The following is a 26,053-nucleotide window of genomic DNA, read 5'->3' as shown; positions in this document are numbered from 1 at the left end:
CGTTCTACCTCAGTTTCAGGGTGGCAAGGCCAAACAGCACGAGAATCACGGTGATGATCCAGAAACGAACGATCACACGTGGCTCGGGCCAGCCCTTGAGTTCAAAGTGGTGGTGAATCGGCGCCATGCGGAACACCCGGCGACCGGTCAGTTTGAAAGAGGCAACCTGGATGACCACCGACAGGGTTTCCATCACGAACACGCCGCCCATGATGAACAGAACGATTTCCTGGCGCACGATCACCGCGATGGTGCCCAGCGCAGCGCCGAGTGCCAGCGCGCCGACGTCGCCCATGAACACTTGGGCCGGATAGGTGTTGAACCACAGGAAGCCCAAACCCGCGCCGATCAGTGCGCCGCAGAACACGATCAACTCACCGGCGCCCGGTACATAAGGAATCAGCAGGTATTCGGCGAACTTCACGTTACCCGACAGGTAGCAGAAGATCCCCAGTGCGCCGCCAACCATCACTGTTGGCATGATCGCCAGGCCGTCGAGACCATCGGTCAGGTTGACCGCGTTGCTCGAACCGACGATCACGAAGTAGGTGAGGACGATAAAACCGGCACCCAGCGCAATGCTGTAGTCCTTGAGCATCGGCAGGATCAGCGTGGTTTCCACCGGGGTCGCTGCGGTCATATAAAGGAAGATCGCCGCGCCGAGACCGAACACCGATTGCCAGAAATACTTCCAGCGGCTCGGCAGGCCACGGGAGTTCTTCTCGATGACTTTGCGGTAGTCGTCGACCCAGCCAATGGCACCGAACAGCAGGGTCACCAGAAGTACCACCCAGACATAGCGGTTGGTCAGGTCAGCCCAGAGCAAGGTGCTGACACCGATGGCAGACAGAATCAGCGCGCCACCCATGGTTGGGGTGCCGGATTTCGACAGGTGCGATTGCGGGCCATCGTTACGTACGGCCTGGCCAATCTGACGGTTCTGCAGGGTACGGATCATCCACGGGCCAAAGCACAGCGACAATGACAACGCGGTCAGTACACCGAGAATCCCGCGCAGGGTCAGGTACTGGAAGACCGCGAAGCCCTTGTAGAACTGTTGCAGATACTCCGCTAGCAGCAGCAGCATTAATGTTTCTCCCCGCTCGAACCGCACAACGCCGCCACGATGTTTTCCATCGCCGCGCTGCGCGAGCCCTTGATCAAAATGGTGGTGTTTGAATCGTGTTCGGCGCCGAGCGCCGCAATCAGCTCGGCCTGATTGGCAAAATGACGGGCCTGCTCACCGAAAGCCGCGACGGCATGCGCCATCATCGGTCCCACGGCGTACAACGCAGACACCTTGCCGCGGGCATAAGCGCCCACATCACGGTGCCCCTGCTCCGCCCACTCGCCCAACTCGCCGATATCCCCGAGCACCAGAACGGTGCGTCCGGAAAAGCCGGCGAGTATATCAACGGCGGCGCACATCGAGGTGGGGTTTGCGTTGTAAGAATCATCAATCACGCGCATGCCGTTGCTAGCCAATTGCGCGACCGCACGGCCCTTGACCGGTTGCACCGCATTCAGCCCGGTGGCGATGCCAAACAGCGACACCCCGAGGGCATGGGCAGCGGCCGCAGCGGCCAGGGCGTTGGCCACGTTGTGAGTGCCCAGCAAGTTCAACTGGACGGGTTCGACACCCATCGGGCTGTGCAATGTGAAGGACGGGCAACCCCGGGCATCACGGCCCAGGTCACTGGAGTAGAAGTCGGCCTGGCTGTTTTCCAAGGCAAAGGTAAGCACCTGGCGCCCGGCAGCACGGGCCTTCCAGATGGCGAAAGCCTTGTCGTCCAGATTCAGCACCGCAATGCCGTCGGCATCGAGGCCCTCGATAATTTCGCCCTTGGCCTCTACGATCTTGTCCGGCCCGCCAAATTCGCCGACGTGAGCGGTCCCGGCATTGTTGAGCACGGCGACATGGGGCTTGGTCATGGCCACTGTGTAGGCAATTTCACCGATGCGCGAGGCGCCGAGTTCGATGACCGCTGCGCTGTGCTCCGGGGCCAGTTCGAGCAGGGTCAGGGGCACGCCCAGATCGTTATTCAGGTTGCCACGGGTCGCCAACACCGGACCGCGGGTGCGCAGGATGCTCGCGAGCATCTCCTTGACCGTGGTCTTGCCGCTGGAACCGGTGATCGCCGCGACCGGGTTGCTGTAAGCCGCGCGATTCAGGGCGCCGAGTTGCCCCAGAGCCTGACGAGTGTCTTTTACCAGCAGTTGCGGCAGCGTCGAGTTCGACACTTCCCGCTCGACCAGCGCGGCAACCGCGCCTTTGGCTGCGACTTCGTTGAGGTAATCGTGGCCGTCGAAACGCGGGCCGGTCAGGGCCACAAACAACTGGCCCGGCTGGATCGCCCGGCTGTCGATGCTGACGCCCTCGAAACGGCTGTCGCTACCGATGACTTGGCCAGCCAATGGCGCAGCCACTTCGCTCAAGGTCAGAGGCTTAAGCATGGGCCACCTCCCAAGCGGTCAGGGCGTGATCGGCCTCGACCAGATCAGAGAACGCATGGCGCTGGCCATTGATTTCCTGGTAGTCCTCGTGCCCTTTGCCGGCCAGGACAATCACGTCATCAGCGCTGGCGCTGGCAATGATTTCGGCAATCGCCGGGCCACGGCCCGGGACAAAACGCACCTTATCCACAGCGGCAAAACCAGCGCGGATATCGTCGAAAATCTGTGCCGGGTCCTCTGTGCGTGGATTGTCATCGGTGACCAGCACGCCATCGGCCAGGCGCTCGACCACTTCGGCCATCAGCGGGCGCTTGCCGCGATCGCGATCACCACCGCAACCGAACAGGCACAGCAACTGGCCCTTGGCATGCGGGCGCAAAGCGGTCAGGACTTTTTCCAGGGCATCCGGGGTATGGGCGTAATCGACTACCACCAGAGGCTGGCTGCCACCACCAAGGCGCTGCATGCGACCGACCGGACCCTCGAGCTTTGGCAGCACGCGCAGGATCTCGTCCAGTGCGTAATCCAGCCCGAGCAAAGCGCCGACCGCTGCCAGCACGTTGCTCAAATTGAAACGACCGAGCAAGGTGCTGCGCAAATGGTGCTCACCCTGCGGCGTCACCAACGTGGCACGCACACCTTCGTCGTCGAACTGGGCTTCGCGGCAGTACAGGTAGGCGCTGGAATCTTCCAGGCTGTAGCTCATCAGCCTCGACTCACGTTTTTCTGCGGCCAACTGCCGGCCGAATTCATCGTCAAGGTTGACCACCCGGCATTTCAGGTCATTCCAGGCAAACAGCTTGGCCTTGGCCTCGCTGTAGGCCTGCATGGTGCCGTGGTAATCCAGGTGATCGCGGGACAGGTTGGTCATCACTGCCACGTCGAACGCCAGCGCACTGACACGCCCCTGATCCAGGCCATGGGAAGACACTTCCATGGCCACGGCCTTGGCCCCGGCCTTCTTCAGGTCGGTCAGGGTCGCCTGCATGGCAATCGGGTTCGGCGTGGTGTGCAGGCCGCTTTGCAGCGCGCCATAAAAGCCGCTGCCCAGAGTGCCGACGATGCCGCAATGCTGGCCCAATAGGTCGAGAGCCTGCGCCACCAGTTGGGTCACGCTGGTCTTGCCATTGGTCCCGGTCACGCCGACCAGATTGAGGTGGTGGCTCGGCTCGCCGTAAAAGCGCCCGGCGATGTCCGACAACTGCGCTGCCAGGCCCTTGACCGGAATCAGCGGAACATCGGTAATCGGCAGGACGGTAGCCCCTTCCACTTCATAGGCCACGGCGGCCGCACCGCGTTGCAGAGCATCAGCGATGTGCGCGCGGCCATCGAACTTGCCACCCGGCACGGCCAGGAACAGGTCGCCAGCGCGCACATTGCGGCTGTCCAGGGTCAGTTCGCGAATCAGCAGATCGTGGCCAGCGTGGGCGAAAATCTTGTTCAGGCTCAGAGACATCAGCCGCGCCCTCCATTGGCTTTAAGCGGGACTACCGGGGTGGCGTTGGCCTGTTGGGTCGGCGGCAGATTGTCCGGGGAAATATTCATCAGGCGCAGGGTGCCCGACATGACTTTGGAGAACACCGGCGCCGATACCAGGCCACCGAAGTAACCGGCCTTGCTCGGCTCATCGATCACCACCACGATGGCAAAACGCGGATCGCTCATCGGGCCGAAGCCGGCGAACAGCGAACGGTAAGAGTTCTCGGCGTAGCCCTTGGTGCCGACCGACGTCTTGCGCGCGGTACCGGACTTGCCTGCCACGTGATACGCCGGCACTTGCGCCCGGAATACCCCGCGCGGAGCCTCGATCACCTGCTGCAGCATGCCTTGCATGGTTTTCGCGACCTTCTCCGGAATCACCTGAGTGGTCTGTGGCGGCTTATCGGTCTTGATCAGGGTCAACGGCGCGATACGACCATTGTTGGCCAGCGCCGAGAAGGCGTGGACCAACTGGATGGCGGTCACCGAGATGCCATAGCCATAGGACAGCGTGGCCGTCTCGGCCTTGCGCCACTCGCGATAGTTGGGCAGGTTGCCGACCCGTTCGCCCGGGAAGCCGAGGCCGGTGTCCTGGCCCAGGCCGATGCGCTGGGCCAGACGGAAAATCGCTTCGCCACCGATATCGAAGGCGATCTTGCTCATGCCAACGTTACTGGAGTTGATCAGGATGCCGGTCAGGTCGAGCACCGGGCCTTCGCTCTTGGAAACGTCCTTGATGGTGTATTTGCCGATCTGCAGGGAGCCCGGGTACACCTCGACGGTGTCGCTCGGCTTCCAGCGCCCGGTTTCCAGGGCGGCGCTCATGGAGATGGCTTTCATGGTCGAACCCGGTTCGAACACGTCGATCATCGCGCGGTTACGCATCATCGCCGGCTGCAGGTTGCGACGGTTGTTCGGGTTGTAGGTCGGCTGGTTGACCATGGCCAGGATCTCGCCGGACTTCACGTCCATGATCACCAGGCTGCCGGCCTTGGCGCCATTCTCGATGATCGCGTTACGCAATTCGCGGTTGGCCAGGTATTGCAGGCGCAGGTCAATCGACAACGCCAAGGGCTTGCCGGCCTTGGCGTTTTTGGTGACCTGGACGTCTTTGATCAGTCTGCCGCGCCGGTCCTTGATGACCTGACGCTTGCCCGGTACGCCGGCCAGCCACTCGTCGTAGGCCAGTTCGACCCCCTCACGACCATGGTCATCAATGTCGGTAAATCCGACCATGTGCGCGGTGACTTCACCGGCCGGATAGAAGCGCCGGAACTCTTCGATGCCATAGACGCCAGGCACCTTGAGGTCGAGCACGACCTGGCCCTGCTCAGGGGTCAGGCCGCGCACCAGATAGATGAATTCTTTATTGGCCTGCGCTTCGAGGCGCTCAGCCAGGGCTTTCGGGTTCTGCCCCAGGGCAGCCGCGAGCGCCGGCCACTTGTCCTTGGCCGTTTGCATTTCCTTGGCGTTGGCCCACAGGGTGGTCACCGGCGTGCTCACTGCCAGCGGTTCGCCGTTGCGATCGGTGATCAGGCCACGGTGCGCTGGAATAGGGATGTGACGAACACTCCGGGCATCGCCCTGGCCCTTGAGGAAGTCACGGTCGACTACCTGCAGGTCGATGATGCGCCAGGCGATCGCAGCCACCATGATCCCGAGCAACCCCAGGACCAGGCGAAAGCGCCAGGGGAACAGGCCGCCTTCGAGCTTCATCATGGCGCCACCATCTGCACTTCTGCGGCGCCAGGAATGCGCATCTTCAGTTGCTCGGTGGCCAGTACTTCGATCCGGCTGTGAGCGGTCCAGGTACTCTGCTCGAGAATCAGCCGACCCCACTCAGCCTGCGCCTTGTCGCGCACACTCAGTTCGTTGTACAGCGAATTGAGCAATTGCCGATTCCAGTGGGCGCTGTAGGACACCGCGATCGCCGAAACGAGCACGCTGACAAACAGCAGGAACATGAAAAAGCTTCCGCCGGGAAGTGGCTTGGCGAAAAGCTTGCTCACCGAAGTTTCTCCGCTACGCGCATGACTGCGCTGCGGGAACGAGGGTTGGCCTTGAGTTCAGCTTCTCCGGCGAACTGCGCTTTGCCATGGACCTTGATTTTCGGTGAGAAGGCTTCAAAACGCACCGGCAAGTTGCGCGGCAGGTTATCGCTTTCGCCCTTGACCAGTTTGCGCATGAACAGTTTGACGATGCGGTCTTCCAGCGAGTGAAAGCTGATGACGACCAGACGGCCACCGATTTCCAGCGCTTCGAGCGCAGCATCGAGGCCGGCTTCGAGGTCGCCCAGTTCGTTGTTGACGTGAATACGCAGGCCCTGGAAGGCGCGAGTCGCCGGGTTCTTGCCCTTTTCCCACGCCGGATTGGCGACTTTCAGGACTTCGGCCAGGTCGCCAGTGCGCTCGAATGGCTTGATGTCACGCCGCTCCACCACTGCACGCGCCATGCGGCCGGAGAAACGTTCTTCGCCGTACTCTTTGAATACGCGGGCAATTTCTTCGACAGGTGCGGTATTGACGAATTCGGCGGCGCTGATTCCGCGAGACGGATCCATGCGCATGTCCAGCGGGCCATCATTGAGGAAACTGAAGCCACGCTCGGGGTCGTCGAGTTGCGGCGAGGACACGCCCAGGTCGAGCAGTACACCGCTGACTTTGCCAGCCAGGCCTCGCTCGGCCACTTCCGAGCCCAGCTCGGCAAAGCTGCGCTGCACAACGACAAAGCGGCCGTCTTCGGCCGCTAGCGTTTGCCCGGTGGCAATCGCCTGTGGATCCTTGTCGAATCCCAGGAGCCGGCCATCGGGACCGAGCTGGCTGAGAATAAGGCGGCTATGGCCGCCACGCCCGAACGTGCCATCGAGATAGCAGCCATCAGGGCGTACAGCGAGAGCCTCGACGGCTTCGTCAAGCAGTACGGTGATGTGGTTAAAGCCGCTATTAATAGTCACAGAATCAAATCACGCAGTTCATCAGGCATGGCGCCCGGTTGTTGAATAGCAGCCAGGTCAGCAGCAGACACTGCATCCCAGGCATCCTCGTCCCACAATTGGAACTTGTTCAGTTGGCCGACCAACATTGCGCGCTTATCCAACTTGGCATATTCACGCAACCGCGGCGGTACCAGAAAACGACCACTGCCATCGAGCTCGAGGTCGACGGCATTACCAATCAGCAAACGTTGCAGGCGACGGTTCTCTTCGCGAAGCGAAGGCAGTGCGCGCAGTTTGGTTTCAATCAGCTCCCACTCATCGAGGGGGTAAACACATAAACAGGGATCAACGGCATCGATCGTCACAATCAATTGCCCGGAACTTCGCGAAATCAGCTCGTCACGGTACCGGCTCGGCATGGCGAGACGGCCCTTTGCATCGAGACTGATAGCGTTGGCTCCGCGAAACACGTCAGCGTTTCTCCAAATTTTAGCGTTTTGCGCTCAAAAAACCCACTTCATGCCACTTTTCGCCACTTGCGCACACTATAGGAATGCGCCCACCGCACCGTCAAGGCGCGCAGTAAAGGAAAATCCTTACAAATCGGCGATTTAACTGGGTAAAAGAAGGGGTTACGGATATTTGGAGAATGAGTACGCCCAGCAACTTCAAGCAGCACAGGCGGCTACGTTGAGAAGTTAAAGTAATTTATTAAGAGTAAGATTTTTTCGGTATTACAAAAGCGCTTCTGCTAGTGATTCAGCAGGGGTGGGTAATTGCTACTACACGCGCGCCTCTACAAGGGGGTCAAGCGGGGAATGATGTCATAGCAACATCAACTTGCACTGCCAGTCACTGTTACTGACATGACGCTGATAATACCAAGCTTTCGTGCCCGTTATTCAAGCACAAGAGCGTAAAAAAGGTGGAGAGTCGATCTGTAAGCCGGGTTCTGTCTTGAACAGTCATTCGTCTACGATGGCCATCACTGGACACCTTTAGCAACCTACCCGGTCCCAGCGCGGGCCACGCCTTGGGACCCTATTTGGTCTTGCTCCAAGTGGGGTTTACCTAGCCACGAACTGTTGCCAGTCGTGCGGTGCGCTCTTACCGCACCTTTTCACCCTTACCGGCGCCGAAGCGCTTAGGCGGTTGTTTTCTGTGGCACTTTCCGTAGGCTCACGCCTCCCAGGCATTACCTGGCACTTCGCCCTATGGAGCCCGGACTTTCCTCCCCCCCCTAATTTTCATAGAGGGCAGCGACTGTCCGATCGACTCTCCGGCGCGAATGCTAACGGCACATGGCCCGAAGAACAAGTAATAAAAGCCTTTTCCTGCTCTGCAGGCCCCGCTGTTACTCGCCCTTCTGTTTTTCCAGGGCAATCTGGTAAAGCACGTTCTTGCGCTCCCCGGTAATTTGCGCCGCCAATGCCGCTGCACGCTTGAGCGGCATTTCCTCCAGCAACAGATTCAGCACCCGCATCGCCTCACTGCTGACTGCATCCTCACTCTCCGGCGCCGTCCAGCCAGCGACCAGCACCACGCACTCGCCGCGCTGCTGATTGCTGTCGCTCTCGACAAACTGACGAAGCTCGGCCAGCGGGAGTCCCTTGAGGGTTTCGAAGGTCTTGGTCAACTCGCGCGCCAACAACGCCGGCCGCTCGGGACCGAATACCAGCTCCATGTCCTGCAGGCATTCGAGAATTCGGTGCGGCGCCTCATAAAAAATCAGCGTACGCGGCTCTTCCTTTATAGACTCCAGACGCGCGCGACGACCCACGGCCTTGGCCGGCAGGAAACCTTCAAAGATAAACCGGTCGGAAGGCAGACCTGCTGCCGACAAGGCGGCGATCAGCGCGCAAGCACCAGGAACCGGCACCACCTTAATACCCGCTGCCCGCGCCTGGCGCACCAGGTGATAGCCTGGATCCGATATCAGTGGGGTGCCGGCATCGGAAATCAGCGCGACATTGTCGCCGGCCAGCAGACGGGTTATGAAGCGACTGCCTTCATCGCGCTCATTGTGCTCATGGCAGGCGGCCAGCGGCGTGGCGATACCGAAATGCTGGAGCAAACGCAGGGAATGACGCGTGTCTTCAGCAGCAATCAATGCCACTTCACGCAAGATTTTCAGGGCCCGCGCACTGATGTCATCCAGGTTGCCGATGGGCGTCGCCACCACAAAAAGCGAGCCAGCAGCGGAATTCAAAGCACCTGGAGCAGTCAAAGCGCACACCTCATGATCGATAAAGCTGCCATTGTAGCGCGTCGAAGGGTGACAGATGCGCCCCACTGTCATGCTCGCGCACTACCCTTTAGTGACCTCGGCAACATTTACACGACCTAAATCGAACGTTTCACGCCAGTAACATCGCGCCCCGGCCAGTGCTTGGGTACAATTCCACGCTAATTTGATCGAGTATCAGGAACACTTACATGATCGCTTGCCTGCGGCTGTTCACTGCCCTCTGCCTCGCTGCCCTGTTGGCGGCTTGCGCCAGCTCGCCCTCGTCCAGCCTTGGCGACCTTCCACGGACGGCCGATGCCAGTATCGAGCAACTGCTCGAACAGGCTGCCACCAGCACCAATCCGGAGAAGGCTGCCCTGCTGCGCCTGAGCGCAGCCGACCTGGCTTATCGCCAGGGCAATGCCGGACAATCCGCGCAAATCCTGCAACAGGTCCCGGTGGACCAACTCAAGCCGGGCCAGCAGGTATTTGCCAGCACCCTGGCCGCTGAACTGGCAATGACCCGGAACCAGCCCAAGGCTGCGCTGACCGCCCTGAGCCACCCGAGCCTGCAACGCCTCAGCGAGTTGCCGGACGAGCAACAGGTACGTACCGGTATTGTCCGCGCACGCGCCCTTGAAGCCGATGGCCAGACCCTCGCCGCAGCACGCGAGCGGATCGCCATCGCCCCACTGATGAAGGGCGACGCCGCCGGCAAGAACCACGAAGCCATCTGGACCCTGATCGCTTCGCTGCCCACCGACCAACTGCAACCCATCACCGACGACGTGCTGGGTGGCTGGATGAGCCTGGCGGTCGCGGTGAAAACGGCCGGCACCCTGGAGTCGCAGCAGACCGCCATCGATACCTGGAAAGCCCAGCACCCGAAACACCCGGCCGCGCTGCAACTGCCGCTGCCACTGACCCAACTCAAGCAACTGGCCAGCCAGCCATTGGCCAAGATTGGCCTGCTGCTGCCCCAGGAAGGCCCGCTCGCGTCCGTCGCCAAAGCGCTGCGAGAGGGCTTCATGGCCGCGCACTACCAGGCACAGCAGGCCGGACAGAATCCGCCCGCCATCGAGTTTTACGACAGCTCGCGCCTGACGTCGCTGGATGACTTCTATCGCAAGGCGCAAGCCGATGGCGTGCAACTGGTGGTCGGCCCTCTGGAAAAACCCCTGGTCAAACAACTCAGCGCCCGCCCACAACTGCCCATCACCACCCTGGCGCTGAACTACAGCGAGGGTGAACAAGGTCCGGCGCAACTGTTCCAATTTGGCCTGGCCGCTGAAGACGAAGCACGCGAAGTATCGCGCCGCGCTCGCGCCGACGGCCTGCATCGCGCCGCAGTGCTGGTGCCGAAAGGCGAATGGGGCGATCGCGTATTGAAGGCTTTCAGCCAGGATTGGCAGGCCAACGGCGGCAGCATTATCGGTATCGAGCGTGTCGACCAACCCGTGCAACTGGCCCAGCAGATCGCCGATCTGTTTCAACTGCGCCAGAGCGAAGGTCGCGCCAAGAGCCTGCAAAGCACGGTAGGCACTGCGGTCGCTGCACAACCTTCGCGCCGCCAGGACATCGAGTTCATCTTCCTCGCCTCGACGCCGCAACAGGCTCAGCAGATCAAGCCAACGCTGAACTTCCAGTACGCAGGCGATGTACCGGTCTATGCCACTTCCCACGTCTATAGCGCCAGTGGTGACCAGAACCAGTACAACGACATGAACGGCATTCGCTTCTGCGAAACCCCATGGCTGCTCAGCACCAGCGACCCACTGCGCCAGCAAGTGGCCGCACAATGGCCGCAAGCCAACAGCAGCCTGGGCCGCCTGTACGCCATGGGCGTCGACGCCTATCGCTTGGCACCCCGCCTGGGTCAGCTCAAGGCCCTGCCGAACAGCACCATCGAAGGCCAGTCGGGCAACCTGAGCATGAGCCCGACCCAGCGCGTGCAGCGCCAGTTGCCGTGGGCACAATTCGTCAGCGGCCAGGTTCAGCGCCTGCCTGACACGCCGCGCTGATGCCCGACAGGTCACGCCAACAAAGCGGTCGAGATGCCGAGCGCCAGGCGCTCGAGCATCTCCAGCAACAGGGTCTGCGCCTGCTGGCGCAGAACTGGTTGTGTAAACGCGGCGAGCTTGATCTGGTCATGCTTGACGGCGATACAGTAGTATTCGTCGAAGTCCGCTACAGACAACACACCCAATGGGGTGGCGCGCTCGATAGTATCGATGCGCGAAAGCGCGAAAAACTGATTCTCGCCGCGCAGTATTTTCTGCAGAGCGAGGCACGCTGGGCCGAATCTCCCTGCCGTTTTGATGTAGTTGCCATAGACAGCACTGCAGCGCACCTGAACTGGCTAAGGAATGCCTTTGACAGCTGAACGCTCTCGGGCTCGGCCGTTTTTTACCCACTATTCTTGCTCTTTGCTTTGCGGGCCGCACATTGCGGTGCCACCAGGCCGCGCCACTTAAGGTCACACAGATGGACATGCAATCCCGAATTCGCCAGCTTTTTCAGGCCAGCATCGACACCAAGCAACAGGCGATGGACGTACTTGCACCACACATCGAGCAAGCCAGCCAAGTGATGGTCAACGCCCTGCTCAACGACGGCAAAATGCTTTCTTGCGGCAATGGCGGCTCAGCAGGTGATGCCCAGCACTTTTCCTCCGAGCTACTCAATCGCTTCGAGCGTGAGCGCCCGAGCCTGCCAGCCATCGCGCTGACCACCGACAGCTCGACCATCACCTCGATCGCCAACGACTACAGCTACAACGAAATCTTCTCCAAGCAGATTCGCGCTCTGGGCCAACCCGGCGACGTACTGCTGGCGATTTCCACCAGCGGCAACTCGGCCAACATAATTCAAGCGATCCAGGCCGCACATGATCGCGAAATGATTGTCGTAGCAATGACCGGACGCGATGGCGGCGGCATGGCCTCGCTGCTGTTGCCGGAAGACGTCGAGATTCGCGTACCGGCCAATGTCACCGCACGCATCCAGGAAGTCCACTTGCTGGCGATCCACTGCCTCTGCGACTTGATCGATAGCCAACTGTTCGGGAGTGAAGAATGACCCCTAATCGCCTAGGCCTTCTGGCCCTGACCCTATGCCTCGGCATCAGCGGTTGCACCTCGGTGGTTAATGCCAGCCGTGAAAGCCCCATTCAAGATGACCGTGGCACCCGCACCTTCGGCAGCAAGATCGACGACTCCCTGATCGAAACCAAGGTCGGCGTCAACGTTGCCAAGGCCAACCCGGATCTGGACAACAAATCCCACATCGTCGTCTCCAGCTTCAACGGCGTGGTTCTGCTGGCCGGGCAAACGCCCCGCGCCGACCTCAAGGCCCAGGCCGAACAGGCAGCGGCAGCCGTACAACGCGTCAAGACGGTACACAACGAACTGCAGGTGATGCAGCCATCGTCGCTGCTGGCGCGCAATAACGACGCCTGGCTGACCACCAAGATCAAGACCCAGATGCTGGCCGATGCCAACATTCCCGGTTCGCGCATCAAAGTCATCACCGAAAACGGCATCGTCTATCTGCTGGGCCTGCTGACCAAACAGGAAGCCGCCCAGGCCACCAATCTGGTTCAGGGCGTTTCCGGGGTGCAGAAAATCGTCAAACTGTTCGAGTACATCGACTGATGTAATCCGAACGGCAGGCACAAAAAAGGCGATCCATCCGGATCGCCTTTTTTATTACTTCACCACTTTCAGACTTGGCCGCCCGCTTGGGCGCGGCGGCTCGTCGTCCGGTGGCAAATCGTCTTCCGGCTCGAGCTCATCCTCGTCACCTACCGGCGACTCCAGATCGAACACCATGCCCTGCCCATTCTCCCGGGCGTAAATCCCCAGGATCGCCGCGACAGGCACGTACAGAGTGTGCGGCACACCGCCGAAGCGGCCCTCGAAGCTCACCGCATCGTTGTCCATGTGCAGATGGCGTACAGCTGCAGGCGATACGTTGAGGACAATCTGTCCGTCACTGGCAAATCCCTGCGGCACCTGCACCGACGGAAACTCGGAGTTGACCAGCATGTGCGGGGTGCAATCGTTATCCACAATCCACTCATAGAGCGCACGGACCAGATAAGGTCGACTGGAGTTCATAGCGGCTCCTTAAGCCTTAGCGCATATCGCGTTCGACAGCAGACAGGCTCGCCTGAAATGTCTCACGCGCAAACTGGCGCTCCATATAATCAAGCAGCGGCTTGGCCGGCCGCGGCAGTTCAATACCCAGAATCGGCAAACGCCAGAGTATGGGCAATAGGCAGCAATCCACCAGACTTTGTTCCTCACTGAGGAAAAACGGTTTGTCGGCGAACAGCGGCGAAACGCCCGTGAGGCTTTCACGCAGCTCTTTGCGCGCCTGCGCACGCGCGGGCTCTTTGGTGCGCGAATCCAGGATCAGATCCACCAAGCCACACCAGTCGCGCTGGATGCGGTGCATCAGCAGCCGGCTATTGGCCCGCGCCACAGGATAAACCGGCAATAGCGGCGGATGCGGGTAACGCTCATCCAGATATTCCATCACCACCGTCGACTCCCACAACGCCAGGTCGCGATCGACCAGGGTGGGCAAGCTGCCGTACGGGTTCACTTCGATCAGTTTAGGCGGCTGACGCCCCGCCTCAACGCTGATGATCTCGGCGCTGACACCCTTCTCTGCCAGTACGATGCGCACTCGGTGGGAATAGTGGTCGGCGGGGTCGGAGTAACAGGCCAACCGATTGGTCACGCCCATGGCGGTCCTCCTCGCTTGTTGAAATATTCGTAAGCGGAAAAACGCGCGCGCCCAGAGGGCGCCTCCCGTAACACCTGTTTGACCAGGCCTGTTACGTTTTCAGAGACACCCTTGGGCGCGCGCGGTTAACAGCAATTGCTTGAAGCTTTATCAGTGAACATCTTTCCAGTATTCGCGCTTGAGCAAGTAGGCGAATACGAAGAAGAACGCCAGGTACAGCAATACATAGGTACCAATGCGTTGATGCTCCAGCTTAACCGGGTTAGCCGAGTAAGCGAGGAAGGTTACCAGATTCTTGACCTTCTCATCGAACTGCTCTTCGGTGAGAGCACCGGACTTCGGCACGATGGTCAACTGATCGCACGCTTCATGAGTCAGCGGCGTACCGGTCAGCGGATCATATTGCTTCTTGCCGTCTTCGACGATCTGCACCTGTTTGCAGCCTACGACCTGGCGACCTTGCAGGCCGACCAGCACGTTGGGCATGCCGACGTTCGGGAAGACCTTGTTGTTCACACCCCAAGGGCGTGCAGGATCTTCGTAGAACGATTTCAGGTAACCGTACAGCCAGTCAGTACCACGCACACGGGCGACCAGGGTCAGGTCAGGCGGCGCAGCGCCAAACCATGCCTTGGCGTCCGCCGGCTGCATGCCGATGCTCATGTGGTCGCCGATTTTGGCGCCGGTGAACACCAGGTTCTTGAGCATCAGATCGTGAGGAATACCCAGATCGTCGGCAACGCGCTCGTAGCGCTGGAACTTGGCACTGTGGCAGCCCATGCAGTAGTTGGCGAACGTGCGTGCGCCATCCTGCATAGCCGCTTTATCGGAGACGTCGATATCGACTTTCTCAAGCTCGGGGCCACCGTGTTCAGCCGCAAAGGAGAAGACAGGCAGAGCAGCAAGAATCAGTACAGCAAATAGCTTTTTCATCAGCCAGTCACCCTTTCCGGAACCGGTTTTGTCTTCTCGAGCCGGGTGTAGAACGGCATCAGAATGAAGTAGGCGAAGTACAGGAAGGTGCATACCTGCGACAGCAGCGTACGACCCGGCGTTGGCGCCAGAACCCCCAGTACACCCAGGATCACGAACGAAATGCAGAATACCCACAGCCAGATCTTGCTCATCCAGCCCTTGTAGCGCATGGATTTGACCGGACTGCGGTCAAGCCATGGCAGGACGAACAGCACGGCAATCGCGGCACCCATGGCGATAACGCCCAGGAGTTTGTCCGGCACCGCACGCAAGATCGCGTAGAACGGGGTGAAGTACCAGACAGGAGCGATGTGCTCTGGGGTCTTGAAGGCGTTTGCCACTTCAAAGTTCGGTTTCTCCAGGAAGTAACCGCCCATTTCCGGGAAGAAGAACACGATCGAGCAGAAGATGAACAGGAACACCACCACGCCGACGATATCTTTCACGGTGTAGTACGGGTGGAAAGCAATGCCATCCAGCGGTACGCCGTTCTCGTCTTTGTATTTCTTGATGTCCACGCCATCCGGGTTGTTCGAGCCGACTTCGTGCAGTGCCAGGACGTGCAGTACCACCAGGCCAAGGATAACGATTGGCAAGGCGACCACGTGCAAGGCAAAGAAGCGGTTCAGGGTGATGCCCGAGATCAGGTAGTCACCACGGATCCACTGGGTCAGGTCGTCACCGATAACCGGGATCGCACCGAACAGCGAGATGATCACCTGGGCACCCCAGTAGGACATCTGGCCCCACGGCAGCAGGTAGCCCATGAAGGCTTCCGCCATCAGTGCCAGGTAGATCAGCATACCGAACACCCAGACCAGCTCACGCGGCTTCTGGTACGAACCGTAGAGCAGGCCACGGAACATGTGCAGGTAGACCACGATGAAGAACGCCGAGGCGCCGGTGGAGTGCAGCAAGCGCAGGATCGAGCCGTACTCGACGTCGCGCATGATGTATTCGACGGAGGCAAAGGCCTCTTCCGCCGACGGGGTGTAGCTCATGGTCAGCCAGACACCGGTAACGATCTGGTTAACCAGAACCAGCAGTGCCAGGGAGCCAAAGAAGTAGAAGAAGTTGAAGTTCTTCGGGGCGTAATACTTGCTGAGATGGTCTTCCCACATCTTGGTCGCGGGGAAGCGCGCATCAACCCAATCCATGAACTTGCTCATCACGCTTTCTCCGTGTCGACGCCGACGACGATGATCTCGTCCGACTCATAGGAATGCGGGGGAACTGGCAGGTTCAAAGGCGCAGGCTGCGACTTGTAGACACGGCCAGCCAGGTCGTAGTGGGAGCCGTGGCAAGGACAGAAATAGCCACCTACCCACTTCGGCCCGAGATCGGCGGGCGCCACTTCTGGACGGAAGGTCGGCGAGCAGCCCAGGTGCGTGCAGATACCGATCAGCAGCAGGACCTCTGGCTTGATCGAACGCGTCTTTGGGTCAACGTAGGCCGGCTGTACCGAAGCCTTGGACTCCGGATCGGAGAGGTCACCCTCGATCTTCGTGAGATTGCCGAGAATTTCCGGGGTACGGCGGACAATGAATACCGGCTGGCCGCGCCATTCAGCAATCAATTGCTGGCCTGGCTCGATCTTGCTGACATTCACTTTCACCGGTGCACCTGCGGCTTTCGCCTTGGCACTGGGAAACCATGAACCCACGAACGGGACCGCAGCCCCCACCGCTCCTGCAGCACCCACCACGGATGTGGCTGCTACCAAGAAGCGACGCCGGCCTGTATTCACGCCGTCATTGCTCATCCAGTCCTCTCCCATCAGCTTTGTGGCCTGTTAAATCAGGCATCTACTAAGTAAAAATCTGTACTTATAAAAATTTTGCAGAATGGTAATGAAAAGCCCCAATTCTGACAAGGTAATTACCACCCGTCAGAACCCCAGAGCCTTGTAGTATAGGGGCTCTGTGGCTGTGGCAAGTTGTCACACCAAAAAAACATCGCCCAAAAAAAACGCCCAGCTCCGTGAGGAGACTGGGCGCTTTGAACGCGAAAGCGAATTAACGCTTCGAGTACTGCGGACGCTTACGCGCTTTACGCAGACCAACTTTCTTACGTTCAACTTCACGCGCGTCACGGGTTACGAAGCCCGCTTTACGCAGAGCGCTGCGCAGAGTTTCGTCGTAGTCCATCAGGGCACGAGTGATACCGTGGCGGATTGCGCCAGCTTGACCACTTACACCACCGCCGATAACGGTGACGTAGATGTCGAACTTCTCGACGGTCTCGGTCAGTTCCAGCGGCTGACGAACTACCATGCGGGCAGTTTCGCGACCGAAGAAGTTATCCAGGGAGCGGTTGTTGATGGAGATGTTACCAGTGCCCGGACGCAGGAAAACGCGTGCGGTTGCGGTCTTGCGACGGCCAGTGCCGTAATTTTGAGTCGCCGACATAATGAACTATTCCGTTAAATCTTCAGTTCTTGGGGCTGCTGAGCAGTATGAGGGTGTACAGCGCCCGCATAGACTTTCAGCTTACGGTACATGTCACGACCCAGCGGGTTCTTAGGCAGCATGCCTTTAACCGCGGTCTCGATCACGCGCTCAGGGGCCTTGGCGATCAGCTTTTCAAAGTTGATCGACTTGATGCCGCCCGGGAAACCGGAGTGGGAGTAGTACATTTTATCAGTGGTTTTAGCACCGGTAACACGGATCTGCTCAGCGTTGATTACGACGATGTAGTCGCCGGTATCTACGTGAGGAGTGTACTCAGGCTTGTGCTTGCCACGCAGACGGCTCGCGATTTCGGTGGCCAGACGACCCAGGGTCTGACCAGCAGCGTCGACGACGAACCAGTCGCGCTGTACTGTTTCCGGTTTAGCAGTAAAAGTTTTCATTCTTTATAGCCTCAGGGGCCGCCTGTAAATTTAGACGGCGGATCTTACTGAATAGTGCGTACTTTGACAAGTCAAAGGCAGCCGGATACAGACGCTTTCGGGGGCTCGGGTCGGCGCGTCCGTTCAACGGCAAGATTCTTCGGCGGCGGCGCATCACTTCCACTGCAGAAAGAGGTGCGCAATTATGCAGATTGCGAAAAATATTTCAACCTGCTTTTATGATTGTTTTGCCAAGGGAGCACCCGATGGACTATCGCCAGCTAGGCCGCACCGATCTCAAAGTGAGTGCCATCTGCCTCGGAACCATGACCTGGGGTGAGCAGAACAGCGAGGTCGAGGCCTTCGCCCAGATCGAAAGAGCCAAGGGCGCCGGGATCAATTTCCTCGATACGGCCGAGATGTATCCGGTGCCACCAAAAGCTGAGACCTACGCCAGCACCGAGCGTTATATCGGCAACTATTTCAAGAGCCGTGGCGATCGCGCCGACTGGATCCTCGCCAGCAAGATCGCCGGTCCGGGCAACACCATCGACTACATCCGTGACGGCCACCTCAAGCACAACCGCGAACACATCGTCCAGGCTCTGGATGCCAGCCTCAAGCGCCTGCAGACCGACTGGATCGACCTCTACCAGTTGCACTGGCCGGAGCGCAGCACTAACTTTTTCGGCCAACTGGGCTACAAGCACAAGAGCGAGGTCAACCTGACGCCGCTCGAAGACACCCTTGAAGCGCTGGATGAACAGGTCAAGGCCGGGAAGATCCGCCACATTGGCCTGTCCAACGAAACCCCGTGGGGCACCATGCGCTTCCTCGCCCTGGCCGAGGCCCGTGGCTGGCCACGCGCGGTAACGATCCAGAACCCCTACAACCTGCTCAACCGCAGCTTCGAAGTCGGCCTGGCAGAAATTGCCATCCGCGAACAATGCGGCCTGCTCGCCTATTCGCCCCTGGCGTTCGGTTTCCTGTCGGGCAAATACGAAGGTGGCGCACGTCCGCCAAAAGGCCGCCTGAGCCTCTACAGCCGCTTCAGTCGCTATTTCAACCCACAGTCGGAAGCGGCGTGCAGCCGTTATGTCGCACTGGCCCGCGAACACGGCCTGGACCCGGCGCAAATGGCCCTGGCCTTCGTCACCCAGCAGCCGTTCGTCACCAGCAACATCATCGGCGCGACCACCCTTGAGCAACTGGACAGCAACATTGCCAGTTTTGATTTGAAGTTGTCGGATGAGGTGCTGGAGGGGATTGAGGCGATTCACCGGGATCACCCGAATCCGGCGCCTTGATCGACCGCTAAAAGCTTCGCGGGCAAGCCCCTTCCTACAGGAGCGAGCCTGCTCGCGAAACGATCTGTCGTCAGCTGCAGATCAAAGCGCCCGCGCAATAATCTCCTTCATGATTTCATTGGTCCCGGCATAGATCCGCTGCACCCGCGCATCCGCCCAGGCCCGGGCGATCGGGTATTCCCACATGAAGCCGTAGCCGCCATGCAGTTGCACGCACTCGTCGAGCACCTGGCATTGCAGGTCGGTCCCCCAATACTTCGCCATCGCGGCCGTCGGCACGTCGAGTTTGCCTTGCAGGTGCAGTTCCAGGCAGCGATCGACAAATACCCGGCCAATCTGAATCTGCGTGGCCATTTCCGCCAGCTTGAAGCGGGTGTTCTGGAAATCCGCGATCGACTTGCCGAACGCCTTGCGCTCACGGGTGTATTCCAAGGTCCACTGCAACGCCGCTTCCGCCGAGGCCAGACCACCGATCGCCACCGTCAACCGCTCCTGGGGCAACTCCTGCATCAAGTAGGCAAAACCCATCCCGGCCTGCCCCAGCAAGTTCTCCTTGGGCACCCGCACGTCCTGGAAGAACAGTTCGGAAGTGTCCTGGGCCTTCATCCCCACCTTCTCCAGACGCTTGCCCTTATCGAAACCCGGCGTGCTTGCCTCCACCAGGAACAGGCTGGTGCCCTTGGCGCCCGCCTTTGGATCGGTCTTGGCCACCACGATCACCAGGTCCGCCAGAAAGCCGTTGGTGATAAAGGTTTTTGAGCCATTGATCACGTACTCGTCGCCATCCAGCACCGCGGTGGTCTTCACCCCTTGCAGATCGGAACCGGCGCCAGGCTCGGTCATGGCGATGGCGGTGACCATTTCCCCGGAGACCAACTTGGGCAGGTATTTGTGTTTCAGGGCTTCACTGCCGTAATGCAGGATGTACGGCGCGACGATATCCGAATGCAGGGAAAACCCAATCCCGGTCAAACCGAGGCGCCCTACCTCCTCGATCACCACCGCGCTGTAAAGGAAGTCCGCCCCCAGACCGCCGTATTGCTCCGGCAAATGAGAGCACAGCATCCCCGCCTCCCCCGCCTTGTTCCACAGCGTACGATCGATGAAACCCTGTTTTTCCCACTGCGCATGGAACGGCACCGCCTCTTTTTCGAGGAAAGTTCGGACGCTGTCACGGAACAGTTCGTGCTCGGAGCTAAACAGGGTTCTAGGGATCATCGGGGCACCTGTAATTATTGTTGGCCGAAAATGAATCCAGAGACTAAGCCGACCACCTGCAACAGGACACTGGACACATCCGCCAAAAAATAAGACGATCCAGCCGCTTGGTGACCACTTTCCCCTATAAGAATAAATTGAATTATGTCTACCCAATCCTCTGCGCCATTACGGCGCGTCAGCATCCTGGCGATCGACCGGGTTTTTGCCTATACCCTCATGCAGGCCAAGGATTTCTTCCATCTGGCCAGCCTGCGCTACGGCAAACAACAGGGCCAGGGCCTCACTCCCGGCTTTGAAACCCGCGTTGTCAGTCCCGACGGCAAACCCGTCAACAGCTTCAGTGATGTGCTCATGCCGGTGGACGGCGGCCTGGAAAATACCGACGTGATCATCCTCCCGGCCTTCTGGGACGATTTCGAGACCATTTGCCAGCGTTATCCACAGGTGTTGCCGTGGCTGCGTGAACAGCATGCACGAGGCGCGGTGCTCTGCGGTGAAGCGACCGGCGTGTTCTGGCTCGCCGAAGCCGGCCTGCTCGACGGCAAGGAAGCGACCACCTACTGGCGTTTCTTCAATGCCTTTGAGGAGCGCTTTCCCAACGTCCAACTGAATAAAGACAAGCACCTCACGGATGCCGACAACCTGTTCTGCGCCGGCGGCACCACGTCGGCCTGCGATCTTTACATCTACCTGATCGAGCGTTTCTGTGGCGCCAACGTCGCCCAGGCCGTTGCCCGCGACATCCTCTACGAAGTGCAGCGCAACTACTCTCCCGGACGCATCGGTTTTGGCGGGCAGAAGCTGCACCAGGATGTAATCATCCTGCAGATCCAGCACTGGCTCGAAGAGCATTTCGCCGACAAGTTCCGTTTCGAGGATGTCGCCCGCGAACACGGCATGAGCATCCGCAATTTCATGCGCCGCTTCCAGACGGCCACCGGCGACAAGCCGCTGCACTACCTGCAAAGGCTGCGCATCGAAACCGCCAAAGGCCTGCTGTCAGGCAGTCGCAAAAGTATCAAGACCATCAGCTACGAAGTCGGCTACGACGATGCGAGCTTCTTCGCACGGCTGTTCCGCCAACACACCGAACTGTCGCCGAACCAGTATCGCCAGCAGTTCCAGCAAGCCGCCTGATTACAGGTGCAGCACACAAAAAAAGGGCCTGCATTGCAGGCCCTTTTTTGCATCCGTGTCCGCTTAAGGCTTGTGCGCCCGCGACAGGAATTCGTGGGATTGCATCTCCAGCAGACGGCTCAGGGTGCGCTGGAACTCGAAGTTCAGGCGACCGCCGGTGTATAGATCCTTGAGCTCGACTTCAGCAGAAATGATCAGCTTGACGTTACGATCATAGAACTCGTCGACCATGTTGATGAAGCGACGGGCGATGTCGTCGGTGGTCACGCTCATCTGCTCCACGCCACTGAGTAACACGGCGTGGAAGATCTTGCCGAGTTCGATGTAGTCGTTCTGGCTCCGTGGGCCGTCGCACAGTTCGCGGAAGTCGAACCAGGCCACGTCGTCGCAGGTGCGCAGGGCACGGATCTCGCGGTTCTCGATGATCAATACGTCATTTTCAACGGCTGCCGTGCATTCCGGAGTGAGTGCGCGGAAGCTTTTGCGCAGGCTCTCGTGGGACGCTTCGTCGAGCGGGAAGTGAAACAACTCCGCTTGCTCAAGATGGCGAAGACGGTAATCGACGCCGCTGTCGACGTTGACGATGTCGGTGTTCTGCTTGATCAACGCAATCGCGGGCAGGAAGCGCGCACGTTGCAGACCGTCCTTGTACAGGCCATCCGGCACGATGTTCGAGGTCGCGACCAGGGTCACGCCGTTCTTGAACAACTCTTCCATCAGAGTGCCGAGAATCATCGCGTCGGTGATGTCGGACACGAAGAATTCATCGAAGCAGATCACCCGCGCTTCGGCGGCAAAGCGCTTGGCGATGATGGTCAGCGGGTTCTTCTCGCCGCCCAGGGTTTTCATCTCTTCGTGCACGCGCTTCATGAAGCGGTGGAAGTGCGTCCGGGATTTCTCCTTGAACGGCAACGCTTCGAAGAAGGTATCGACCAGGTAGGTCTTGCCGCGACCCACGCCGCCCCAGAAATACAGGCCCTTGACTGGCGCCTGGTCCTTCTTGCCGAACAGTTTGCCGAGCAGGCCCGGCTTGTTTTGCGAGGCCGCGATCAGGTCGTCGTACAGGCGCTGCAAATGACGCACAGCAGTTTCCTGGGCGGCGTCATGGAAGAATTCCGGACGTTTGAGATCAGCTTGATATCGTTCTAGGGGCGTCATAATTCGTTAGCAAGGCAACAAAAACGGGCCGACACTGTAGCGACGGCCCTGAAGAATGGCAATCGGCCCTTGGTCGGGCCGGGCCGTTGTTTATTCCTGAACGGGGGTCAGCGCGACGCGCAAGGCCTCGATGGCCAGGTCCCGCGCTGCGCCGTCGGCGAACGCCGGGCTGTCGCCGACGCACTCGCCTTCCAGCCAGACACTGAAGCTCGACCCTTCGCTGCGTACATCCAGCGCCTGGCCGGATTGCAGTTGTTTGGTCACCTGACCGGCGGTCTTGCCGTCGGCGAAATTGCGCGACAACAGCAATTGCTCGCCATCCGCCGCCAGCAGACGGAAACGGAAACTGCCGTCGTCTTCACGGAAACTGACGAAACGCGCAGCTTTGGCCGCCTTCTTCTTGGTGCTGGCAGCGACCTGGGTCTGAGTGACGAACGAACGCAGGCCGACCGCTTCACGCAACTGCTGCAGGAATGGTGTTGCCACCGCACGGGCTTTTTTCGCGCCCATTTGCAGGATGTCTTCCAGGTCCGCCGGACGGGCGATCAACTGGTGATAACGCTCGCGGGACTCACCCAGCTCGGCATCGAGCAACTGGAACAGACGGTTCTTCGCCTCACCCCAGCCCAGGCCCTGCACCAGCTCACCGTGGAACTCGGCGGCTTGCGCCGGTGTGGCGAAGGCCTGGTACAAGGTGAACAGGTGCGAGTTGTCCGGGTCCTTGGCTTCGCCCGGGGCGCGCGAGTCGGTGACGATGCGCGAGATCGCGTCCTTCATCTCCTTGGCGCTGCTGAACAACGGAATGGTGTTGTCGTAGCTCTTGGACATCTTGCGACCGTCGAGGCCTGGCAAGGTGGCGACGCTTTCCTCGATCAGCGCTTCGGGCAGGGTGAAGAACTCCTGGCCCTGGCCAAACAGGTGGTTGAAGCGTTGGCCGATGTCGCGGGCCATTTCCACGTGCTGGATCTGATCGCGACCGACCGGCACTTTATGCGCGTTGAACATCAGGATGTCCGCCGCCATCAGCACCGGGTAGCTGTACAGGCCCATAGTGATGCCGGCATCCGGGTCTTCACCGGTCTCCAGATTTTTATCCACCGAGGCCTTGTAAGCGTGGGCACGGTTGAGCAGGCCCTTGGCCGCAACGCACGTCAGCAACCAGGTCAACTCGGGGATTTCCGGGATGTCGGACTGGCGATAAAAGGTTGCTCGCTCGACATCGAGGCCACCGGCCAGCCAGGTCGCGGCGATTTCCAGACGCGAGCGCTGGATGCGCAGCGGGTCATCGCATTTGATCAGCGCGTGGTAATCCGCCAGGAAGTAGAAGGAATCGGCATTGCTGTCACGGCTGGCGACGATCGCCGGGCGAATCGCGCCCGCGTAGTTGCCCAGGTGCGGGGTGCCAGTGGTGGTGATGCCGGTAAGGATGCGCGTACGAGTCGTCATGGGTAATCGCTTGTCTGACTGCATTCAATTCGAAAGGCGCGGCAGGAGCAGATCCTTGAGATCGGTCAGCTTGCCGTGAAAAAAGTGTCCGCATTCTGCCACTTTCAGCAGCTCATGGGGGCGATCAAGGTTTTCGGACCAGTCGTAAACCAGCTGTGGGTCGATGACTTCGTCGGTTTCCGGCTGGATCAGGGTCAAGGTGCAGTGCTGTGGCAACTGATCCTGGCTGCCCAAGCGCATCACCGCTGGCGCCACCATGAACAATCGGGTGAGACTTTCGCCCTCGGCCTCCAGGCGTCCGCCGAGGCTGGCAGCAACGAAACCGCCGAAGGAAAAACCCATAAGGGTCATCGGCAACTCGGGGTGCTTTGCGCGCAACCAACGGGCGGCAGCCTGGGCGTCATCGACTTCTCCGGTGCCCATGTCATGGCTGCCGGCACTCGCGCCGACGCCACGGTAGTTGAAGCGCAAGGTGATAAACCCGGCGTCACGGGCGGTGCGCTGCAAGGTCGAAACGACTTTATTGAGCATGGTGCCGCCTTGCACCGGATTGGGGTGACAAATCAGCGCCAGGCCCCGTGGTTCGGGGGAATCCAGGTACAAGGCTTCCATTTGACCCACCGGGCCATCAATCACTACAGGGGTTTCACGCATAAGCAAGGAAGGAACTCCGTGACCTCTCGAAGGGTCGACTCGTCTAGCTAAAAGTCTGTGCCTGGCATAATTGCGATCTCATCGCGGTATACAGCGCAGGTCCGAGCCGTTAACGTAAAGCAAAGCCGTTTATAGAGGAAGGACTCGTGGAACACTCGCTCTTAGTTTGGTTGTTGCCGACTCTTGCCCTGGTTGCCGGTGTCGCCATTGGATTCCTGGTTGCTCGCCTGCTGCCCAATGCCGTGCCCAACAGCACGCAACGTCAGCTGGATGACATTCAGGAACGTTTTGACAGCTATCAGAATGAAGTGGTTACCCACTTCAACAGCACCGCAACGCTGGTGAAGAAACTCACTCAGAGCTACCAGGAAGTGCAGGATCACCTGGCCGAGGGCGCCAATCGTCTGGCCCTGGACGAGCAGACTCGCCAACGCCTGCTGGCTGCCCTGCATGCCGACGCCGGGCATGCACCACGGGAACGCCTGACGCCACCGCGCGACCAGGAACCGCCTCGCGACTACGCGCCAAAGACGCCTAACGCTCCGGGCATGCTCGACGAGCACTACGGCCTGAAAAAGTAATACGCCTTCAGCGCCAATAAAAAGCCCTCGGCCAATGACTTGACCGAGGGCTTTTTCATGCCCGCCGATTACTCAGGCATTCAGCATTACTGCTGACCACCATACTGCTGACCAGGGATCGCCTTGAGGTTGACCTCGACACGGCGGTTCTGAGCACGGCCGTTGACGTCGCTGTTGCTCGCGATCGGATTGTCCGGACCGGCGCCACGGGCGCTCAGGTTGGCACCGCTCACGCCTTGCGAAGTCAGGTAGGTCGCTACGCTCTGCGCCCGACGCTGGGACAGGTCCATGTTGTGCTGGCGGCTGCCGGTGCTGTCGGTGTAGCCGACGATTTCGATCTGGTTCTGGCTGAACTCTTTCAGCGAACCGGCCAGGTTGTTCAGCGGCTGGTAGAAGCTCGGAGCGATGTTCGCCGAATCGGTGGCGAAAGTGATGTTGCCCGGCATGATCAGCTTGATCTGATCGCCCTGACGCTGCACTTCAACCCCGGTATTGGCCATACTGGCGCGCAGTTTCTTTTCCTGCTGGTCGGCGTAGTAGCCATAGCCGGCGGCGGAAGCACCGACCACCGCAGCGCCAATCAGCGCGCCCTTGCCACGGTTATCGTGGTTGATCGCGGCACCGGCGAGGGCACCGGCCAGCGCACCCAGGCCACCGTACTTGGCAGTTTTGCTCATGCCCGTGGAGCCGCCGTCGGCCTGACCCTGGTTGTCATACGGGTTGGGCGATGCACAGCCAGACAACAAGGCCACGGCGGTAGCGACAATAATCAAACGACGCGAGGTGAACATGGAGAGCTCCTACTTTTTCATTCTGTGGTGCAACGGACGTTAGCAAAAGACCCCTGCGGGCGTTGGAACACGGCAACCGGCAAAAATTCCGTGAGCGGCCCCGACG

27 protein-coding genes and 1 other RNA gene are annotated in these 26,053 nt (G+C 59.7%); 7 read left to right on the top strand and 21 right to left on the bottom strand.

The features are described from left to right. Positions 1-4: 4 nt before the first annotated feature. From mraY to rsmI, 9 genes are all read right to left on the bottom strand, one after another. Positions 5-1,087, bottom strand: a complete 1,083-nt coding sequence (gene mraY, locus NR126_RS05600; RefSeq protein WP_027619563.1) for a phospho-N-acetylmuramoyl-pentapeptide-transferase — start codon at positions 1,085-1,087, stop codon at positions 5-7. Continuing rightward, complete coding sequence (gene murF, locus NR126_RS05595) at positions 1,087-2,454, bottom strand: UDP-N-acetylmuramoyl-tripeptide--D-alanyl-D-alanine ligase (protein ID WP_256829854.1); 1,368 nt, start codon at positions 2,452-2,454, stop codon at positions 1,087-1,089. The genes mraY and murF overlap by 1 nt, the downstream gene beginning before the upstream one ends. Further along, on the bottom strand, positions 2,447-3,910 hold the full coding sequence (locus NR126_RS05590) for a UDP-N-acetylmuramoyl-L-alanyl-D-glutamate--2,6-diaminopimelate ligase (RefSeq protein ID WP_027619561.1): 1,464 nt from the start codon (positions 3,908-3,910) through the stop codon (positions 2,447-2,449). The genes murF and NR126_RS05590 overlap by 8 nt, the downstream gene beginning before the upstream one ends. Further along, positions 3,910-5,649, bottom strand: coding sequence for a penicillin-binding protein 2 (locus tag NR126_RS05585; protein WP_177327268.1), 1,740 nt, complete (start codon positions 5,647-5,649; stop codon positions 3,910-3,912). The genes NR126_RS05590 and NR126_RS05585 overlap by 1 nt, the downstream gene beginning before the upstream one ends. Further along, positions 5,649-5,942 (bottom strand): cell division protein FtsL, encoded by a 294-nt coding sequence (gene ftsL / locus NR126_RS05580; protein WP_027619559.1) that lies wholly within the window; start codon positions 5,940-5,942, stop codon positions 5,649-5,651. The genes NR126_RS05585 and ftsL overlap by 1 nt, the downstream gene beginning before the upstream one ends. Continuing rightward, positions 5,939-6,886 carry a 16S rRNA (cytosine(1402)-N(4))-methyltransferase RsmH gene (rsmH, locus tag NR126_RS05575; protein WP_027619558.1) on the bottom strand — a complete coding sequence of 316 codons (948 nt, stop codon included), beginning with the start codon at positions 6,884-6,886 and terminating at the stop codon, positions 5,939-5,941. Before rsmH ends, ftsL begins: the two co-directional genes overlap by 4 nt. Beyond that, positions 6,883-7,338, bottom strand: a complete 456-nt coding sequence (mraZ, locus tag NR126_RS05570; RefSeq protein ID WP_027619557.1) for a division/cell wall cluster transcriptional repressor MraZ — start codon at positions 7,336-7,338, stop codon at positions 6,883-6,885. The genes rsmH and mraZ overlap by 4 nt, the downstream gene beginning before the upstream one ends. Before the next feature lie 455 nt (positions 7,339-7,793). Further along, positions 7,794-8,147, bottom strand: an RNA gene (gene rnpB / locus NR126_RS05565) — RNase P RNA component class A. Positions 8,148-8,222: 75 nt separating this feature from the next. Then, the gene (rsmI, locus tag NR126_RS05560) at positions 8,223-9,095 is read right to left on the bottom strand and encodes a 16S rRNA (cytidine(1402)-2'-O)-methyltransferase (protein ID WP_027619556.1); all 873 of its coding nucleotides are present in this window, start codon (positions 9,093-9,095) and stop codon (positions 8,223-8,225) included. Between the two features lie 209 nt (positions 9,096-9,304). Between rsmI and NR126_RS05555 the strand changes: the two genes are divergently transcribed. From NR126_RS05555 to NR126_RS05540, 4 genes are all read left to right on the top strand, one after another. Further along, positions 9,305-11,116 (top strand): penicillin-binding protein activator, encoded by a 1,812-nt coding sequence (locus tag NR126_RS05555; RefSeq protein ID WP_105754794.1) that lies wholly within the window; start codon positions 9,305-9,307, stop codon positions 11,114-11,116. Beyond that, positions 11,116-11,478, top strand: a complete 363-nt coding sequence (locus NR126_RS05550; protein WP_081786380.1) for a YraN family protein — start codon at positions 11,116-11,118, stop codon at positions 11,476-11,478. The genes NR126_RS05555 and NR126_RS05550 overlap by 1 nt, the downstream gene beginning before the upstream one ends. A 101-nt stretch (positions 11,479-11,579) precedes the next feature. Beyond that, a complete protein-coding gene (locus NR126_RS05545; protein ID WP_027619553.1) occupies positions 11,580-12,173 on the top strand; it encodes a phosphoheptose isomerase in 594 nt (197 codons plus the stop codon). Then, the gene (locus NR126_RS05540) at positions 12,170-12,748 is read left to right on the top strand and encodes a BON domain-containing protein (protein WP_027619552.1); all 579 of its coding nucleotides are present in this window, start codon (positions 12,170-12,172) and stop codon (positions 12,746-12,748) included. Before NR126_RS05545 ends, NR126_RS05540 begins: the two co-directional genes overlap by 4 nt. A gap of 54 nt (positions 12,749-12,802) precedes the next feature. Here the strand turns inward: NR126_RS05540 and NR126_RS05535 are convergent, their stop codons facing one another. From NR126_RS05535 to rplM, 7 genes are all read right to left on the bottom strand, one after another. Then, on the bottom strand, positions 12,803-13,213 hold the full coding sequence (locus NR126_RS05535; protein ID WP_027619551.1) for a ClpXP protease specificity-enhancing factor: 411 nt from the start codon (positions 13,211-13,213) through the stop codon (positions 12,803-12,805). A gap of 16 nt (positions 13,214-13,229) precedes the next feature. Then, entirely contained in the window at positions 13,230-13,847 is a 618-nt protein-coding gene (locus NR126_RS05530) for a glutathione S-transferase N-terminal domain-containing protein (RefSeq protein ID WP_027619550.1), read from the bottom strand. A 150-nt stretch (positions 13,848-13,997) separates the two neighbouring features. Then, positions 13,998-14,780, bottom strand: a complete 783-nt coding sequence (locus tag NR126_RS05525) for a cytochrome c1 (protein WP_027619549.1) — start codon at positions 14,778-14,780, stop codon at positions 13,998-14,000. Next, the gene (locus NR126_RS05520; RefSeq protein ID WP_027619548.1) at positions 14,780-15,991 is read right to left on the bottom strand and encodes a cytochrome bc complex cytochrome b subunit; all 1,212 of its coding nucleotides are present in this window, start codon (positions 15,989-15,991) and stop codon (positions 14,780-14,782) included. Before NR126_RS05520 ends, NR126_RS05525 begins: the two co-directional genes overlap by 1 nt. Further along, complete coding sequence (gene petA, locus NR126_RS05515) at positions 15,991-16,584, bottom strand: ubiquinol-cytochrome c reductase iron-sulfur subunit (RefSeq protein ID WP_027619547.1); 594 nt, start codon at positions 16,582-16,584, stop codon at positions 15,991-15,993. Before petA ends, NR126_RS05520 begins: the two co-directional genes overlap by 1 nt. 253 nt (positions 16,585-16,837) lie before the next feature. Then, complete coding sequence (gene rpsI, locus NR126_RS05510) at positions 16,838-17,230, bottom strand: 30S ribosomal protein S9 (protein WP_003228056.1); 393 nt, start codon at positions 17,228-17,230, stop codon at positions 16,838-16,840. A gap of 14 nt (positions 17,231-17,244) precedes the next feature. Continuing rightward, positions 17,245-17,673 (bottom strand): 50S ribosomal protein L13, encoded by a 429-nt coding sequence (gene rplM, locus NR126_RS05505; protein ID WP_027619546.1) that lies wholly within the window; start codon positions 17,671-17,673, stop codon positions 17,245-17,247. 245 nt (positions 17,674-17,918) lie between these two features. Here rplM and NR126_RS05500 point away from each other — a divergent pair, with 245 nt between their 5' ends. Then, complete coding sequence (locus tag NR126_RS05500; RefSeq protein WP_256829850.1) at positions 17,919-18,959, top strand: NADP(H)-dependent aldo-keto reductase; 1,041 nt, start codon at positions 17,919-17,921, stop codon at positions 18,957-18,959. An 81-nt stretch (positions 18,960-19,040) separates the two neighbouring features. Here the strand turns inward: NR126_RS05500 and NR126_RS05495 are convergent, their stop codons facing one another. Further along, complete coding sequence (locus NR126_RS05495) at positions 19,041-20,177, bottom strand: acyl-CoA dehydrogenase family protein (protein WP_027619544.1); 1,137 nt, start codon at positions 20,175-20,177, stop codon at positions 19,041-19,043. 243 nt (positions 20,178-20,420) lie between these two features. Between NR126_RS05495 and NR126_RS05490 the strand changes: the two genes are divergently transcribed. After that, positions 20,421-21,317 (top strand): GlxA family transcriptional regulator, encoded by an 897-nt coding sequence (locus NR126_RS05490; RefSeq protein WP_177327267.1) that lies wholly within the window; start codon positions 20,421-20,423, stop codon positions 21,315-21,317. A gap of 63 nt (positions 21,318-21,380) precedes the next feature. On the opposite strand, the gene zapE is transcribed toward NR126_RS05490, so the two are convergent. From zapE to NR126_RS05475, 3 genes are all read right to left on the bottom strand, one after another. Beyond that, complete coding sequence (gene zapE / locus NR126_RS05485; RefSeq protein ID WP_027619542.1) at positions 21,381-22,475, bottom strand: cell division protein ZapE; 1,095 nt, start codon at positions 22,473-22,475, stop codon at positions 21,381-21,383. A gap of 90 nt (positions 22,476-22,565) precedes the next feature. Further along, complete coding sequence (locus tag NR126_RS05480) at positions 22,566-23,921, bottom strand: tryptophan--tRNA ligase (protein ID WP_027619541.1); 1,356 nt, start codon at positions 23,919-23,921, stop codon at positions 22,566-22,568. Positions 23,922-23,945: 24 nt separating this feature from the next. After that, the gene (locus NR126_RS05475; RefSeq protein WP_105754798.1) at positions 23,946-24,575 is read right to left on the bottom strand and encodes an alpha/beta hydrolase; all 630 of its coding nucleotides are present in this window, start codon (positions 24,573-24,575) and stop codon (positions 23,946-23,948) included. Between the two features lie 146 nt (positions 24,576-24,721). On the opposite strand from NR126_RS05475, the gene NR126_RS05470 reads away from it, so the two are divergent. Beyond that, on the top strand, positions 24,722-25,156 hold the full coding sequence (locus NR126_RS05470; protein WP_027619539.1) for a YhcB family protein: 435 nt from the start codon (positions 24,722-24,724) through the stop codon (positions 25,154-25,156). A gap of 86 nt (positions 25,157-25,242) precedes the next feature. On the opposite strand, the gene NR126_RS05465 is transcribed toward NR126_RS05470, so the two are convergent. Further along, a complete protein-coding gene (locus NR126_RS05465; protein ID WP_027619538.1) occupies positions 25,243-25,947 on the bottom strand; it encodes an OmpA family lipoprotein in 705 nt (234 codons plus the stop codon). Between the last annotated feature and the right edge of the window lie 106 nt (positions 25,948-26,053).

This window comes from Pseudomonas sp. Pse1, from assembly GCF_024519635.1.
Lineage (GTDB): Bacteria > Pseudomonadota > Gammaproteobacteria > Pseudomonadales > Pseudomonadaceae > Aquipseudomonas.
Note: the sequence above shows the minus strand (reverse complement) of the source record. Positions and strands in the feature narration are given on the sequence as shown.

Excerpts from the sequence above, each read along its gene's own strand:
- mraY (WP_027619563.1), bottom strand. The coding sequence starts at position 1,087 with ATGCTGCTGCTGCTAGCGGAGTATCTGCAACAGTTCTACAAGGGCTTC.
- murF (WP_256829854.1), bottom strand. The coding sequence starts at position 2,454 with ATGCTTAAGCCTCTGACCTTGAGCGAAGTGGCTGCGCCATTGGCTGGC.
- NR126_RS05590 (WP_027619561.1), bottom strand. The coding sequence starts at position 3,910 with ATGTCTCTGAGCCTGAACAAGATTTTCGCCCACGCTGGCCACGATCTG.
- NR126_RS05585 (WP_177327268.1), bottom strand. The coding sequence starts at position 5,649 with ATGAAGCTCGAAGGCGGCCTGTTCCCCTGGCGCTTTCGCCTGGTCCTG.
- NR126_RS05555 (WP_105754794.1), top strand. The coding sequence starts at position 9,305 with ATGATCGCTTGCCTGCGGCTGTTCACTGCCCTCTGCCTCGCTGCCCTG.
- NR126_RS05550 (WP_081786380.1), top strand. The coding sequence starts at position 11,116 with ATGCCCGACAGGTCACGCCAACAAAGCGGTCGAGATGCCGAGCGCCAG.
- NR126_RS05545 (WP_027619553.1), top strand. The coding sequence starts at position 11,580 with ATGGACATGCAATCCCGAATTCGCCAGCTTTTTCAGGCCAGCATCGAC.
- NR126_RS05540 (WP_027619552.1), top strand. The coding sequence starts at position 12,170 with ATGACCCCTAATCGCCTAGGCCTTCTGGCCCTGACCCTATGCCTCGGC.
- NR126_RS05535 (WP_027619551.1), bottom strand. The coding sequence starts at position 13,213 with ATGAACTCCAGTCGACCTTATCTGGTCCGTGCGCTCTATGAGTGGATT.
- NR126_RS05530 (WP_027619550.1), bottom strand. The coding sequence starts at position 13,847 with ATGGGCGTGACCAATCGGTTGGCCTGTTACTCCGACCCCGCCGACCAC.
- NR126_RS05525 (WP_027619549.1), bottom strand. The coding sequence starts at position 14,780 with ATGAAAAAGCTATTTGCTGTACTGATTCTTGCTGCTCTGCCTGTCTTC.
- NR126_RS05520 (WP_027619548.1), bottom strand. The coding sequence starts at position 15,991 with ATGAGCAAGTTCATGGATTGGGTTGATGCGCGCTTCCCCGCGACCAAG.
- petA (WP_027619547.1), bottom strand. The coding sequence starts at position 16,584 with ATGAGCAATGACGGCGTGAATACAGGCCGGCGTCGCTTCTTGGTAGCA.
- rpsI (WP_003228056.1), bottom strand. The coding sequence starts at position 17,230 with ATGTCGGCGACTCAAAATTACGGCACTGGCCGTCGCAAGACCGCAACC.
- rplM (WP_027619546.1), bottom strand. The coding sequence starts at position 17,673 with ATGAAAACTTTTACTGCTAAACCGGAAACAGTACAGCGCGACTGGTTC.
- NR126_RS05500 (WP_256829850.1), top strand. The coding sequence starts at position 17,919 with ATGGACTATCGCCAGCTAGGCCGCACCGATCTCAAAGTGAGTGCCATC.
- NR126_RS05495 (WP_027619544.1), bottom strand. The coding sequence starts at position 20,177 with ATGATCCCTAGAACCCTGTTTAGCTCCGAGCACGAACTGTTCCGTGAC.
- zapE (WP_027619542.1), bottom strand. The coding sequence starts at position 22,475 with ATGACGCCCCTAGAACGATATCAAGCTGATCTCAAACGTCCGGAATTC.
- NR126_RS05480 (WP_027619541.1), bottom strand. The coding sequence starts at position 23,921 with ATGACGACTCGTACGCGCATCCTTACCGGCATCACCACCACTGGCACC.
- NR126_RS05475 (WP_105754798.1), bottom strand. The coding sequence starts at position 24,575 with ATGCGTGAAACCCCTGTAGTGATTGATGGCCCGGTGGGTCAAATGGAA.
- NR126_RS05465 (WP_027619538.1), bottom strand. The coding sequence starts at position 25,947 with ATGTTCACCTCGCGTCGTTTGATTATTGTCGCTACCGCCGTGGCCTTG.